Raw genomic sequence first — 13,013 nt, 5'->3', positions numbered from 1 at the left:
CACACCATGGCAAAGGCAAAGTTTGAACGTAATAAGCCGCACGTAAACATTGGCACGATTGGCCACGTTGACCACGGCAAGACGACGCTGACAGCGGCGATCACCAAGTATTTTGGTGACTTCCAGGCGTATGACCAGATTGATGGCGCGCCCGAAGAAAAGGCCCGTGGGATCACGATCTCTACAGCCCACGTCGAGTATGAGACAGAGGCGCGTCACTACGCCCACGTCGATTGCCCCGGCCACGCCGACTACGTCAAGAACATGATCACCGGTGCCGCCCAGATGGACGGCGCGATCCTGGTTGTGAACGCAGCCGACGGCCCGATGCCACAGACCCGCGAGCACATCCTGCTCGGCCGTCAGGTTGGTATCCCGTACATGGTTGTCTACATGAACAAGGTCGATCAGGTTGACGACGACGAGCTGCTTGAGCTGGTCGAGATGGAAATCCGCGAACTGCTGTCCTCTTACGAGTACCCCGGCGACGACATTCCTGTCATCCCCGGTTCGGCTCTGGCTGCAATGGAAGGCCGCGATCCCGAGATCGGCGAAGAATCCATCCGCAAGCTGATGGAAGCTGTCGACACCTACATCCCGACACCTGCACGTGCGGTTGACCTGCCGTTCCTGATGCCAATCGAGGACGTGTTCTCGATCTCTGGCCGCGGTACTGTTGTGACGGGCCGTGTTGAGCGTGGCGTGATCAACGTGGGCGACGAGATCGAAATCGTCGGTATCCGCGACACCACCAAGACGACCTGCACAGGCGTTGAAATGTTCCGCAAGCTGCTGGACAGCGGTGAAGCTGGCGACAACATCGGTGCGCTTCTGCGCGGTGTGGACCGTGAAGGCGTTGAGCGTGGTCAGATCCTGTGTAAGCCGGGTTCGGTAAAGCCACACACCAAGTTCGAAGCCGAAGCCTATATCCTGACCAAGGAAGAGGGTGGGCGTCACACGCCGTTCTTCGCCAACTACCGCCCACAGTTCTACTTCCGGACCACAGACGTGACCGGCACGGTTGAGCTGCCAGCGGGCACAGAGATGGTGATGCCGGGCGACAACCTGAAGTTCAACGTCGAGCTGATCGCACCGATCGCGATGGAAGACGGCCTGCGCTTCGCCATCCGCGAAGGCGGCCGGACTGTTGGTGCCGGTGTTGTGTCCAAGATCGTCGAGTAAGCACGACCACGCGTGGGTTGCACCCACCCTACGTAGGGTGGGTGAAAACCCACCGCATGACCAAACAAACGAAAGGCCGTCGCAGATTTGCGGCGGCCTTTTTGCTTTTGGTTTGCTGCTAGTGCGCCATGCCCGCACATGACCCTCCAGCCAATCTAGCCCGCGGTGTTAGTTCTTACGATGCGCTTCGTTTTCGCTGCTGGATATCCCCATTGGAAATTGTCGTCATGCCTGAATTTGCGACCAACCAAGAAATCGCTTGACTACAAGGCAATCTCCTTCAAGTTGTGCACCAAACAGCAAGCACTTGAGCAATGCTGGGTAAATTTTCACCACAAGCGATCTACTAAAGGAAAATACTGATGCTTAGACAGATACTGGCTTTTGGTTTTGTAGTTGTAGCGGCAAGTGCGCAAGCAAATGATTGGGAGGCAGCTTCCGCTGAATACGATGAATCCTATCTTCAAGTTGAAGCGTGTTTCGCAATTGAGTCTATCGATCAGGCAGCTTGCGTCATAGCAGGTATTCAAGAGTGTGTAATAGACTTGGAAACAGTTCTCGAAAGCAAAGGGCTCCCTATTCCCGGAGGAGCCGCTGTGTCACCTAGCGAGTACTGTAACTACATTGGCGCGGGACGTGCGGACGAGTATCTTAACGCTGTTTACCAACGGGTAATTGCCCAAGGACCGTCGCGACCTGGCGACCAAGAGAGTATCGCCAATCTGCGCGTGGCTCAGCGGCAGTGGATTCAGTTCGCAGATGAAATGTGTTCCGAAAAGAACATTGTTGGCTGGCACTCGGGAGGGTCAGGCTGGGGAGCGGTCACGGCTGAATGCATTACAATTCTGTCAATCCAGCAAGCCCAGAATCTGGAACGGTTCTTTTAATAAGCCTGGCTGATCATAAACGGGTTGTGATTGCATCTTAATCATAAAGACAAATCGCTTATGGTGGTGTCAAAGAGACGGCCGCCCTCGAATTTGCGTACTCCATAGCCTTCGGCTATCCACATCCGCAAAGTGCTCTAACCAGACACTGGTTAGACAAGTGAGGAATTAGCATCTTCTGAGGTTGTGAACCACTCAACGCCAAACCCCCTTTACACATCCCCCGACTCCCCCTATAGCACCCCAATCCAACAAGGGTACGCCGCGCGTGCCCTTTATACGTTGGACCAAAGACGCGACGAGGGTAGGGGATGAGCCTCTATCGTCCAATCCGTTTCAGACCCTAGATAAAGGGTGATGACATGGCAGCGAGCCAAAACATCCGTATTCGCCTCAAGGCGTTTGATTTCCGGGTGCTTGATGCAAGCACACAGGAAATCGTCAGCACAGCAAAGCGCACTGGCGCATCTGTGCGTGGACCGATCCCACTTCCAAACAAGATCGAAAAGTTCACCGTTCTGCGTGGCCCCCACGTTGACAAGAAATCCCGCGATCAGTTCGAGATCCGCACGCACAAGCGCCTTCTCGACATCATCGACCCAACACCACAGACCGTGGACGCGCTGATGAAGCTCGACCTGGCCGCCGGTGTTGACGTTCAGATTTCTGTATAAGGGGTAGATCATATGCTCCGTACAGGACTTATCGCAAAGAAAGTCGGCATGACCCGGCTTTTCATGGAAGACGGCAAGCAGATCCCTGTGACCGTTCTTTCCCTCGAAAATCTGCAGGTTGTGGCACAGCGCACGCCCGAGACAAACGGCTACACAGCTGTTCAGCTGGGTGCAGGCAACGCCAAAGCCAAGCGCACGTCACAAGCGATGCGCGGTCACTTCGCAAAGGCCAAAGTCGAACCCAAGCGCAAGGTTGCTGAGTTCCGCGTTGCCCCAGAGAACATGATCAATGTGGGCGAAACACTGACAGCGAACCACTACTTCGAAGGTCAGTATGTTGACGTCTGTGGTACATCTATCGGTAAAGGTTTTGCCGGTGCGATGAAGCGCCACAACTTTGGTGGTCTGCGCGCGACACACGGTGTGTCGATCTCTCACCGTTCGCATGGTTCCACTGGCCAGTGTCAGGATCCGGGTAAAGTCTTCAAAGGCAAGAAGATGGCCGGTCACATGGGTGCGGCGAAAGTCACAACCCAGAACCTGCAAGTCGTTAAGACCGACGCCACCCGCGGTGTCATCATGGTCAAGGGCGCTGTTCCCGGTTCCAAAGGTGGCTGGGTCACAATCAAGGATGCGGTCAAAAAGCCGACACCTGAGAACGTGATTTATCCTGCTGGTCTGAAATCCATGGCCGAAGAAGCTGAGCGTCTGGCCGCAGAAGCCGCCGCCGCTGCTGCCGCTGAAGAGGAAGCCGCCGCAAAGGCCGCAGCCGAAGCAGAACAGGCGGCATTGGAAGCTGCTGAAGCAGAAGCCACAACTGAAGCCTCGGCAGACGATGCCGCGCCAGAAGAAGGTGATAAATAATGAAGGCTGATGCAATCAAACTGGACGGCAAGAAAGCTGGTTCCGTCGAACTGAACGACGAAATCTTCGGTCTTGAGCCACGCAAGGACATCTTGCACCGCGTCGTCCGCTGGCAGCGTAACAAGGCAATGGCAGGTACACACGATGTGCTGGGTCGTTCCGAAGTGAGCTATTCCACCAAGAAGATCTATCGCCAAAAGGGCACAGGTGGCGCACGTCACGGCTCGCGCGGTGCTCCGATCTTCCGTTCCGGTGGTATCTACAAGGGTCCAACCCCCCGTAGCCACGCGCATGATCTGCCAAAGAAGTTCCGCAAGCTTGGTCTCAAGCACGCTTTGTCTGCAAAAGTTGCAGCAGGTGAACTGGTGATTGTCGATGACATCAATGTCAAAGACGCCAAGACCTCTGCTCTGGCCAAACAGGTCGGCGCGTTGGGCTGGAAGCGCGCGCTGATCATCGACGGTGCCGAAGTCAACGCTGACTTCAAAAAGGCCGCCGCCAACATCACAACCATTAACGTTCTCCCGTCTCAGGGTGCCAACGTTTACGACATCCTGCGCAGCGACACACTCGTGTTGACCAAAGCAGGCGTCGAAGCTCTGGAGGCTCGTTTAGCATGAACGCTAAAGCAGAACATTACGATGTGATCCGCAAGCCGATCATCACCGAGAAAGCAACAATGGCGTCCGAAGCCAATGCCGTTGTTTTCGAAGTTGCGATCGACGCCAACAAGCCGATGATCAAGGAAGCTGTTGAAAGCCTCTTTGGTGTGAAGGTCAAAGCGGTCAACACATCCATCACCAAAGGTAAAGTGAAGCGCTTTCGCGGGTCGCTGGGCACACGCAAAGACGTGAAAAAGGCCTATGTGACGCTCGAAGAGGGCAACACGATTGATGTGTCGACTGGTCTGTAAGACCCAAGGTCGGACGAAATGGAGAAGGCCCTCGCAGTGATGCAGGGGCCTTTTTGCGTCGTGGGTGTTGCAGGGCAAGGTTTTGCTGAAGTTGAGGTTCCCATTGAGCGAAGCTATAGTTTCAAATTCGCCTGGGCCGCGATGCACGTTGGCCCAAGGCGTATGAAACAGGAGATACAGATGTCTAATATGAAATTGACGGTTCTTACGGTCTTGGCATTAGCCCTTGCCGCTTGCACGCCGCCTGCGGCCACGCCCAGCCCGCCAGCGGGCGCCACGCCAGAAGAAGTCGTCGCGTTCTATGGCGCTATCTGTACCCAAGAGGGCATTCCGGATATGTCCGTCGAAGACGCTGTTGCGCAGGGCAATGCGCGACTGGCCTTTGCGCATCAAGCCTGCATCGATGGGTATGTGCTTGAGCACGTGAAAAAGATACAAGCAGGCGGCTAACACGAAGGGCCAGCGACTGCCCGTGGGGTGGCATCGGTCAGCCCAAGAAGTTCCGCAAGCTTGGTCTCAAGCACGCTTTGTCTGCAAAAGTTGCAGCAGGCGCGTTGGTGATTGTCGATGATATCAATGTCAAAGACGCCAAGACCTCTGCTCTGCCCAAACAGGTCGGCGCATTGGGCTGGAAGGTAACACAATCGACGTATCTACTGGTCTTTAAGTCAGCCACCGAACGAATTGATGAGGGCCCTCGCGGAAACGCGGGGGCCTTTCATCTTGCTTGCTATCAGTCCTCAGCCAGGCAGCGAGGAAGATGCGACCGTGGCCAAGGTCTGTGCAGGGCAGGTGGGTATGACGTTGCCAGGCACGGGAAAGTATCCGGCGCCGGAATGAAAGTGATGTTGGGGCCGCTTTAGAAATCTTGCTGTTTGGAAACCAAATCTAAAGGATCGTGCAGCTATTCATGGACCCTACCCGATCATGCGATGCAAAGCCGATTATTTGGGAGCTTACTGTGACGATCAAAACTGTCCTGACGCGCAACACGCTGATCACTGTGTTTGCTTTTCTTCTTATGATGGCCCTTGGGGCGTTCTTTCTTCATAAAGAAGATGAAACTGATCGCGCCAAACAAGACGTGGCCGATTTCGAAATGCACTTGCGTGATCTAGATATCGATTTGCTGCAGGCCCGGCGCGCAGAAAAGGATTTCATACTGCGGCGAGAAGAAAGATATGCGCAACGACATGCAGAAGCAGTAGCGACTGCGCTTTCGGATTTGACTAGAATTGGTGATCAGGCGCGCCGGCTGAACGTGCCAGATAGTGACGTGCGTATTCAAGAAATATCTGAAACGTGGCAGACGTATGTGACGCAGTTCGAAACGCTGGTACGGCTGACACGGCAAGTTGGTTTGCAGCCCGACCTTGGATTAGAGGGCGAATTACGCGGTGCAGTTCACAGCATTGAAACCCTTTTGGGTGAGGTTGGAAATGACGCACTTACCGTCAAGATGTTGATGATGCGCCGGCATGAGAAAGACTTTATAATGCGGGTTGATCAAAAATACGTTGACCGCATCGCGGCCCGTGTCGAAGAATTTCAAGCATTTCCAGTGACTGCCTTCGGATCACAGGCTGTCGCGACGCAAGCGAATGATCTTCTTTTAGTGTATCAAAACGCCTTCAATGCGCTCGCTCAGGCTACTTTTGCGGAACGCGAGGCGCGGCGCGTTCTATCCAATTTATACAGTGAGGTGACGCCGCTGATTGCCGAACTGAAGACGGCTGCTGATACGGTTTCAAAGGCGAAACTTGCGGCTGACAGTCAGGCGCGACAATTCTTTATTGTAGCATCGTTTGGGGTTGTTTTCGCCAGCATAATCGGTGTCTTTGTAGCGATGCAGCGGTCATCGCGCGCGATCGCGACACCGCTGACGTCTTATGTCGAAGCGCTAAGACGCGTCATGGCTGGGCAGGACATTGGTGCTTTGCCCGGGTCGAAAATATATGAAATCAGCGAAATTTCCAAAGCCGTTGAAGCTCTGGGACAGAATGAAGACAGGCGCAAGGTGTTGGAGGCTGACGCAGCGCGCTTGCAGGAAAGTCAGGAAAAGGTCACGGAAGTCCTGCAATCCAGTCTTGAACGTTTAGCTGATGGGGATTTGCAGTGGCGTATCGAAGCCCAGTTCGGCGGCGGATATGACAAACTCTTGGCAGATTATAACGGCGCAGTCGATAAATTGAGATCGGCGATGGTGGGAATTTATGAACGCTCCGCGCGTATTCGCAGCGGTGCGGACGAGTTCGCGCACGCCACAGGCGACCTGTCTCGCCGGACAGAAGGCCAGGCTGCAAGTCTGGAAGAAACAGTGGCCGCGATCGAAGAATTGAGCGGAAGCGTGAAATCATCCGCAGAGCGATCAGGCGAAGTACATCACTTTGTGACAAAGGCCCGCTCGCAGGCTGAAAAGGCCAGCGAAGTGGTCAGCAATACGGTCACTGCCATGGGTGAGATTGAAGGATCGTCAAAAAGCATATCGCGCATCATTGGTGTGATTGATGATATTGCCTTTCAGACCAATCTTCTTGCATTGAATGCGGGCGTCGAAGCGGCGCGCGCGGGTGATGCCGGACGCGGGTTTGCTGTGGTGGCCTCTGAGGTGCGCGCGCTTGCGCAACGCTCGTCCGAAGCCGCAAACGAAATCAAGACCCTGATTTCCGCGAGTTCAGAGCATGTTGACCGTGGGGTTGACTATGTGGGCAAGACCGGAACGGTTTTGAATGAAATCGTAGAAATGGTTGAACAGATCAACACTTTGGTATCAGAGATCGCGATGGCTTCGACCGAACAAGCCAACGGTCTGACCGAGATAAACGCTGCGATGGTCCAGCTTGATCAAGTGACCCAGCACAATGCTGCGATGGTTGAACAAACGACTGCAGCGAGCGTTGAACTGACAAGGGATGCCGAAGGACTGGACAAACTGACATCAGGTTTTCGGTTGGGCGTAACGTCTGGGGGGCCACATGCAGGTGCAGAAGGTTTAGCAAAGGCGAGCTGACGCACTCTGGCTGAGTGTGGCGTGGGCGTGGCGTGCAGTCGTCGGCCTATTTGCTTTTCTGGGCACGGATCGCGGTCATGGCGCATGACGTTACCACTGCCTAATACTTCAAAAGAATTGTTACGGCAGAAGCTGCGAAAATGAACGAAAGATCCTGCAGCAAGATGGCTACAGGGGCCGGGACCCATGGCAATCCCCCGACAACCCGGCGCCGTCAGTTTGTCAGATTGATCCCGTGGCGATGCGTAAAACTGCAAGAATAGCGGTTCTGTTTCAAGGCTTTGAAACGATGCCCAAGCAGGCCATCCGCCAAACCCGTCGTGCCGAAGATATGCCTGATAATCTGAAGCGCCAGCCTGAGGGTGACGCGCGACGTGTTCACGTAGTGTCGGAGGCACGCGCCGTTAGCGAAGGTCTATGCGGGGCAGGTCGGTGTGACGTTGCCGGGGAAGTGATGCGTCGGGGCAGGCCCCGACCTACGTAGGCCGGGGTTCTCCCCGGCGATCCAACATTTGCCACAAACGAATGGGCCAGCGGTAGCCTATGGGTTGGCATCGGTTACGTCGCTGCGCCGGCACCAGCTGGATGCTGGAAAACCGCGCGCCGCATATCGTGGCGGGGGATTACACGCCGCATAGTTCAGTCAACATCTGGCCCAAAGACCTTGGGATCGTGCTGGAGATTGCAGAGGAGGCGGGGTTCGACGCCCCGGTGACGCAAGCGGCCTTGGCGCAGTTCATGGAAGCGGCAGCGCAAGGGCTGGGCGGCGAGGATGATGCGGCGGTGGCGAAGGTCTATGCGGGCCAGGTGGGGGTGGGGTTGCCCATTACCAAAAAGGATTGACAGGACATTCCAATAAGTAAGCTGGCTGTACCAAGGCAATCTAGAACGAAACAGAGACCAGTCTGGGATTCACATAGTAGTTTGCTGGCATCACTATCGGTGCAGTTCGACACAAGTCCCGCAACTCAAGTGGCGATGATCGTTGCATAACTGCACTGAATATCTCGAAAATGGCTGTGCTGCAGATTTGGCCTCTCTTAAACTCCTCTTCTAATGACTTGGTATGACTTCGCGCGCCAAAAGAAACTCGTGTTTTTTCTAGCCATGTTCCTAACGTTATTCCAAGTGCGATAACGTTAATGCTATAGTACATTGATGTGAATTCTTCAGCTTTAGACAGTAACGCTTGGACGGGCAGTTTAACGTTCTTTTCGTCCAATGTAGGCCTGCCTGCAGAAATTTTAGCGCCATCATAATATTCGAGAAAGCTTTGTCGCCGAATGCGTGAATTACTTGGTGAAGCTGGAGAAAATGTACCGTGTATGACTTCATTGTGACCCGAATAGAGTGACACGTGAACAATTGAAGGCGAAGGAGGGGGATATTTGAAGTAGTTTTGAGTCAGCTCAATTGTAGACGACAAGGAAGATCTGTCACTCCACTTCATTATGATATCGCCCGGCCGAAGCTTGGACAATATTTCATCAATATTTTTACGGCTAACGGTTTTAGTTGGTCTATGAGTAATCGGTTGTTCGGTTGGCAATACAGAACTCTTTATGAACTGGAATAGTTGAGTCCATCATTTAAAGCTTTTCTCAAAGTTGTACCAGAACACAAATTACGCCTACGCGTATATTTTTGCGTCGATATCGCCGTCCAAGTTTTCGTATGCGAGTACATTGACTGCAAAGCCATCTTCTAAGGTAAAGCTGACGTTAACCCCAACTTCCAAATCTAGTACTTCGCCAAGGTTGGGAAAATGGCTGTACGCCTTCCCAGTGTCCTCGCACCAAATAAAGCAGCTGCCAGATGCAAATTTCTGACTGACTATTCCGTACATTGGCTTTCCTTTCAGCTATCACCATCTCTAACAGCCTGTGCTACGACCGTAAACTCACAATAAGGCGTAAAAAAGTTAGCAAATAGTGACGCGAGGGGAATTTCTTAGAGATTATGTGGGTATTAATCGGAACTAGTCAAGCTTCATGTCATTTTGTCTAGGGGCCTAAAGTAATGCCAATGCTTCGCTATACGATGAAAAATCAGTAACTTAGCGAATATACAGAGCTAGCAAGATGAGGCTTGCTGCAACTAGAGGAATTCTCTATCGAAATGTCCGAAGCTCTTGCCACCCTCACCCCTCCCTGCTACATCCCCGCAATCGCTTGGCCTCGGATTCGTTCCGGGGTCTTTGTGTTATGCGAAAAGCCGGGGAAAACTTCGGCCTACGTAGGTCGGGGGCTCCCCCGACACATCCAACCGGGCACCTACGGGGGCCTATAACATCAGGGTTCGCACTGCGGGCCCGCCAAGCAAACGGAAGAAGCTAACATGGCACTCAAGTCGTACAAACCGACGACGCCGGGCCAGCGTGGGCTGGTGCTGATCGACCGTTCGGAGCTTTGGAAAGGACGTCCTGTCAAATCTCTTACAGAGGGTTTGACCAAATCGGGCGGCCGGAACAACACCGGACGGATCACTATGCGTCGTATTGGTGGGGGCGCAAAGCGTCTTTACCGCATCGTCGATTTCAAGCGGAACAAGCTGGACATGTCCGCTGTTGTCGCACGGATCGAATATGACCCGAACCGCACCGCATTCATCGCGCTGATCCAGTACGAAGACGGCACACAGAATTACATCCTTGCCCCGCAGCGCCTCGCTGTTGGTGACAAGGTGATCGCATCTGCCAAGGCTGACATTAAGCCCGGTAACGCCATGCCATTCTCTGGCATGCCAATTGGTACGATCATTCACAACATCGAAATGAAGCCAGGCAAAGGCGGCCAGATCGCCCGCGCAGCCGGTACATACGCCCAGTTCGTGGGCCGTGATGGCGGCTACGCGCAGGTCCGTCTGTCTTCCGGTGAATTGCGCCTGATCCGTCAGGAATGCATGGCCACTGTTGGTGCTGTGTCAAACTCTGACCATTCCAACCAGAACTTCGGTAAAGCAGGCCGCATGCGTCACAAGGGCATCCGCCCAAGTGTCCGTGGTGTTGCCATGAACCCGATCGACCACCCGCACGGTGGTGGTGAAGGCCGGACATCTGGTGGTCGGACGCCTGTCACACCTTGGGGTAAAGACACCAAGGGCAAGCGCACCCGTAACAAAAACAAAGCATCGCAGCGCCTTATCGTGCGTTCGCGTCATGCCAAAAAGAAGGGTCGTTAAGAATGGCTCGTTCCGTATGGAAAGGCCCCTTTGTGGACGCCTATGTTTTGAAAAAAGCAGAAGCATCCCGCGAAAGCGGCCGCAACGAAGTGATCAAGATCTGGTCGCGTCGTTCCACTATCCTGCCTCAGTTCGTTGGCCTCACCTTTGGTGTGTACAACGGCAAGAAGCACATCCCTGTCAACGTTAGCGAAGACATGATTGGTCAGAAGTTTGGTGAATATTCGCCAACGCGGACCTATTATGGTCACGCCGCTGACAAAAAAGCGAAGCGGAAGTAAGCCATGAGCAAGGATAAGAATCCCCGCCGCGTGGCCGATAACGAAGCAATGGCAAAACTGCGCATGCTCCGTACCTCCCCGCAAAAGCTGAACCTCGTTGCTGGCCTGATCCGTGGCAAGAAAGTCGAGCAGGCATTGACTGACCTGACTTTCAGCAAAAAGCGTATCTCGGACGATGTGAAGAAGTGTCTTCAGTCGGCCATCGCCAACGCCGAAAACAACCACAACCTTGACGTCGATGAACTGGTCGTCGCAGAGGCTTATGTCGGTAAGAACCTGACCATGAAGCGCGGTCGCCCTCGGGCCCGTGGCCGTTTTGGCAAGATCATCAAGCCGTTTGCAGAGATCACCATCAAGGTGCGTCAAGTTGAGGAGCAATCATAATGGGTAACAAAGTAAACCCGATCGGTATGCGTCTTCAGGTCAACCGCACCTGGGATAGCCGCTGGTATGCAGATACCAAAGACTATGGCGACCTTTTGTTGGAAGACCTCAAGATCAAGGCTTTCATCAAGAAAGAATGTGCACAGTCCGGCGTCAGCCGCGTGATCATTGAACGTCCGCACAAAAAGTGCCGCGTTACAATTCACGCAGCACGTCCCGGTGTGATCATCGGCAAGAAAGGTGCAGACATCGAAGGTCTGCGTCAGAAGCTTGCCAATCTGACCGCATCTGAACTGCACCTGAACATCGTTGAAGTCCGCAAGCCAGAACTTGACGCAGCCTTGGTTGCCGAAAGCATTGGTCAGCAGCTTGAGCGCCGTGTCTCTTTCCGTCGCGCCATGAAGCGGTCTGTTCAGAACGCGATGCGCATGGGCGCCCTTGGTATCCGGGTGAACCTTGCCGGCCGTCTGGGTGGTGCAGAGATTGCCCGCACAGAATGGTACCGTGAAGGTCGCGTGCCGCTGCACACACTGCGCGCCGACATCGACTATGCACTGTATGAGGCGATGACGCCTTATGGGATCATTGGCATCAAGGTCTTCATCTACAAGGGTGAGATCATGGAGCACGATCCATCAGCGCACGACCGCAAACATGCTGAGCTGCAAGAGGGCGCTGTCCCTCGCGGCCCACGTCGCTAAGGGAGCTGATTTAAATGCTACAGCCAAAGCGTACAAAGCACCGGAAACTGCACAAAGGCCGTATCCGGGGTGAAGCCAAAGGCGGTTCTGATCTGAACTTCGGCACATATGGCCTGAAAGCCATTGAGCCTGAGCGGATCACAGCCCGTCAAATCGAAGCCGCACGTCGTGCCATGACGCGTCACATGAAGCGTCAGGGCCGCGTCTGGATCCGGATTTTCCCGGACACGCCAGTAACGTCCAAGCCCGTCGAAGTGCGTATGGGTAAGGGTAAAGGTTCGATTGATTTCTGGGCATGCAAGGTCAAACCCGGCCGCGTGATGTTCGAAATTGATGGTGTGAACGAGACAATCGCACGCGAGGCCCTGCGCCTTGCCGCGATGAAGCTGCCGATCAAGACACGGACGGTTGTTCGCGAAGATTGGTAAGTTTGAGTCGGGGCAGGCCCCGACCTACGTTAGAATATGAAAGCCCCTGCCGGGATATCGGTGGGGGCTTTTTGTTTTCGACTACCAAACCACGTCAATGATCCGGCCATCGCTGTGGTTACAAACACCCACACCACCTGCTGATGTTTCTCCTAGGCTGCTCGCATAGTTCATCTGGCATCTGAGCGTCGATCCACGATTGCCAAGTAGTGTCGCAACAAAGTTACCGCTGCTGCTCGACGTCATTATCGTCGAAGGCATACCTGTACCAAAGACTGTTCCAAAGCCTGAACGTGCGTCTGCTTGAACGGCTTTACCGCTAAACTGTTCACCGCCAACCTGAGCAGTGTAAGTGTCACTTTCCATACCTTGTTCGTATTGAAATTGAACAGGTGACCCATCTCCCCGAACGACGCCTTGCATTGTGCCGCTACATGCAGTCAGCGCCAGTACTGTGGCAAACGATAGAAGAGTTTTCTCAAATTTCATAACAACCTCAAATAGAGTGA

General features: G+C 54.0%; 14 protein-coding genes and 2 pseudogenes. 15 read left to right on the top strand and 1 reads right to left on the bottom strand.

Annotated features, from left to right (window positions below; all coding sequences use genetic code 11):
• Positions 1 to 6 precede the first annotated feature (6 nt).
• The 15 genes and pseudogenes from tuf to rplP all read left to right on the top strand — a co-directional run bounded on the left by tuf (position 7) and on the right by rplP (position 12,504).
• Positions 7 to 1,182 carry an elongation factor Tu gene (gene tuf / locus MWU60_RS14695; RefSeq protein WP_247228138.1) on the top strand — a complete coding sequence of 392 codons (1,176 nt, stop codon included), beginning with the start codon at positions 7 to 9 and terminating at the stop codon, positions 1,180 to 1,182.
• 362 nt (positions 1,183 to 1,544) lie between these two features.
• Positions 1,545 to 2,069 carry a lysozyme inhibitor LprI family protein gene (locus MWU60_RS14690; protein ID WP_247228137.1) on the top strand — a complete coding sequence of 175 codons (525 nt, stop codon included), beginning with the start codon at positions 1,545 to 1,547 and terminating at the stop codon, positions 2,067 to 2,069.
• A 362-nt stretch (positions 2,070 to 2,431) separates the two neighbouring features.
• A complete protein-coding gene (rpsJ, locus tag MWU60_RS14685; RefSeq protein WP_008236563.1) occupies positions 2,432 to 2,743 on the top strand; it encodes a 30S ribosomal protein S10 in 312 nt (103 codons plus the stop codon).
• A gap of 12 nt (positions 2,744 to 2,755) precedes the next feature.
• Positions 2,756 to 3,607 carry a 50S ribosomal protein L3 gene (gene rplC / locus MWU60_RS14680; RefSeq protein WP_247228136.1) on the top strand — a complete coding sequence of 284 codons (852 nt, stop codon included), beginning with the start codon at positions 2,756 to 2,758 and terminating at the stop codon, positions 3,605 to 3,607.
• Entirely contained in the window at positions 3,607 to 4,227 is a 621-nt protein-coding gene (gene rplD / locus MWU60_RS14675; RefSeq protein WP_247228135.1) for a 50S ribosomal protein L4, read from the top strand. Before rplC ends, rplD (MWU60_RS14675) begins: the two co-directional genes overlap by 1 nt.
• Positions 4,224 to 4,520 (top strand): 50S ribosomal protein L23, encoded by a 297-nt coding sequence (locus tag MWU60_RS14670; RefSeq protein ID WP_008236551.1) that lies wholly within the window; start codon positions 4,224 to 4,226, stop codon positions 4,518 to 4,520. Before rplD (MWU60_RS14675) ends, MWU60_RS14670 begins: the two co-directional genes overlap by 4 nt.
• A 180-nt stretch (positions 4,521 to 4,700) precedes the next feature.
• Positions 4,701 to 4,970, top strand: coding sequence for a hypothetical protein (locus tag MWU60_RS14665; RefSeq protein WP_247228134.1), 270 nt, complete (start codon positions 4,701 to 4,703; stop codon positions 4,968 to 4,970).
• 44 nt (positions 4,971 to 5,014) lie between these two features.
• Positions 5,015 to 5,383 (top strand): annotated as a pseudogene (gene rplD / locus MWU60_RS19530) (50S ribosomal protein L4); the annotation flags it as partial.
• Positions 5,384 to 5,430: 47 nt separating this feature from the next.
• Entirely contained in the window at positions 5,431 to 7,530 is a 2,100-nt protein-coding gene (locus MWU60_RS14655; protein ID WP_247228133.1) for a methyl-accepting chemotaxis protein, read from the top strand.
• A gap of 564 nt (positions 7,531 to 8,094) precedes the next feature.
• Positions 8,095 to 8,373: pseudogene (locus MWU60_RS14650) on the top strand (NAD-binding protein); the annotation flags it as partial.
• Between the two features lie 1,494 nt (positions 8,374 to 9,867).
• Positions 9,868 to 10,710 (top strand): 50S ribosomal protein L2, encoded by an 843-nt coding sequence (gene rplB, locus MWU60_RS14645; RefSeq protein WP_247228132.1) that lies wholly within the window; start codon positions 9,868 to 9,870, stop codon positions 10,708 to 10,710.
• 2 nt (positions 10,711 to 10,712) lie between these two features.
• Positions 10,713 to 10,991: a 30S ribosomal protein S19 gene (gene rpsS / locus MWU60_RS14640; RefSeq protein ID WP_008236480.1), complete on the top strand. Its 279-nt coding sequence runs from the start codon at positions 10,713 to 10,715 to the stop codon at positions 10,989 to 10,991.
• Between the two features lie 3 nt (positions 10,992 to 10,994).
• Positions 10,995 to 11,375, top strand: coding sequence for a 50S ribosomal protein L22 (gene rplV / locus MWU60_RS14635; RefSeq protein ID WP_008236481.1), 381 nt, complete (start codon positions 10,995 to 10,997; stop codon positions 11,373 to 11,375).
• Positions 11,375 to 12,076 carry a 30S ribosomal protein S3 gene (gene rpsC, locus MWU60_RS14630; protein ID WP_247228131.1) on the top strand — a complete coding sequence of 234 codons (702 nt, stop codon included), beginning with the start codon at positions 11,375 to 11,377 and terminating at the stop codon, positions 12,074 to 12,076. The genes rplV and rpsC overlap by 1 nt, the downstream gene beginning before the upstream one ends.
• A gap of 14 nt (positions 12,077 to 12,090) precedes the next feature.
• A complete protein-coding gene (gene rplP / locus MWU60_RS14625) occupies positions 12,091 to 12,504 on the top strand; it encodes a 50S ribosomal protein L16 (RefSeq protein WP_100367924.1) in 414 nt (137 codons plus the stop codon).
• An 81-nt stretch (positions 12,505 to 12,585) separates the two neighbouring features.
• Here the strand turns inward: rplP and MWU60_RS14620 are convergent, their stop codons facing one another.
• Entirely contained in the window at positions 12,586 to 12,993 is a 408-nt protein-coding gene (locus MWU60_RS14620; protein WP_247228130.1) for a hypothetical protein, read from the bottom strand.
• Positions 12,994 to 13,013 lie beyond the last annotated feature (20 nt).

Origin of the sequence: Yoonia sp. F2084L (assembly GCF_023015625.1) — a bacterium.
GTDB lineage: Bacteria > Pseudomonadota > Alphaproteobacteria > Rhodobacterales > Rhodobacteraceae > Yoonia.
This window is presented reverse-complemented; position numbering and strand designations above follow the sequence as displayed.